The organism is Roseinatronobacter alkalisoli (assembly GCF_028745735.1).
Lineage (GTDB): Bacteria > Pseudomonadota > Alphaproteobacteria > Rhodobacterales > Rhodobacteraceae > Roseinatronobacter > Roseinatronobacter alkalisoli.
The window spans coordinates 1-957 of record NZ_JAQZSM010000124.1; the positions used below are offsets into that span (position 1 = coordinate 1).

The window sequence follows — 957 nt, forward strand, 5'->3', positions numbered from 1 at the left end:
TCCTCCCCCTCGCAGGCCTAGGCAGATGGCGGAATCGCGTCAACACGCGATTCAACTTCAGGTGGTGCTGTGGTGTTATGTGTCCTGCCGGGACGGATGCGGTGTAATCGGCCGCCGTTCATTGAAAACACCGGGGATGAAACCGCCTGCCTGAGCGACGCAGGGCGACGATGAGGGCGCAGGGGTGCCTTTTGTGGCGACAACGCCCCAACGGCACAATAGCGTCCTGATATCGCGAAAAACAGGGTGTTCAGCAAATAGCATTCAGCAAAAAACGATCAGCATTTCGCAAAAAGCATATAGCAAAAAGCACGCAGCATTCAGCAAATAGCAATCAACGTTCAGCATTCAGCAAAAAGAACTTCGCAGATAGCATTGAGCATGCAGCATATCGCATTGAACACCTCATCCGCACCATCTAGGGTTGTGCTCCAATGTGCTGGCCTGATCGGCCATTCCCCGGAAAGAGTGAGTGTGAAAGGGCATTGCCAAGTTGTTTTCAGCCGGTTGGGAAGGTGTTGGGCTCAGCGCGTTCAGACGGTTCTGTCGCAAATTTCCATCTGGGTTGAGTGTAGGCAAACGCTGGACAGGATTATGCTGCGAGCTGGGCGAACTACTGAAATGCGGTCAAGCCGTTGGCGTCGAATTGTCCCTTGCGGATCAGGCGCGCGGTCTCAATGCCTTTGTGGGTGGCGGACGCGGAATGAAAGGCTTTGAAGCCGAGCATTCGCCCCGTGATGCGCTTGATAAACCGGTGATCTTGTTCAAGGATGGCATTGCCAAGTTATTGCTGGTTGGTTGTAGTCATGGCGGTTCTCGTCATTTATGCCGTCATTTCGCGGGCATAGTCGTTCCATAGCCGGAAGGCATCTGCCCGAGCGTGTCGATAGGACGTGGCTGTCAGTCGGTAGCGGCGGGGTTTGAAGATCGTATTGATTTGGTCATGTGCGGCGAGAA

The 957-nt window shown here is 54.0% G+C and carries 2 pseudogenes; both read right to left on the minus strand.

The window, feature by feature from the left end:
* Positions 1-613: 613 nt before the first annotated feature.
* Positions 614-778: pseudogene (locus tag PUT78_RS23650) on the minus strand (IS6 family transposase); the annotation flags it as partial.
* 45 nt (positions 779-823) lie between these two features.
* Positions 824-957, minus strand: a pseudogene (locus PUT78_RS23655) (IS6 family transposase); the annotation flags it as partial.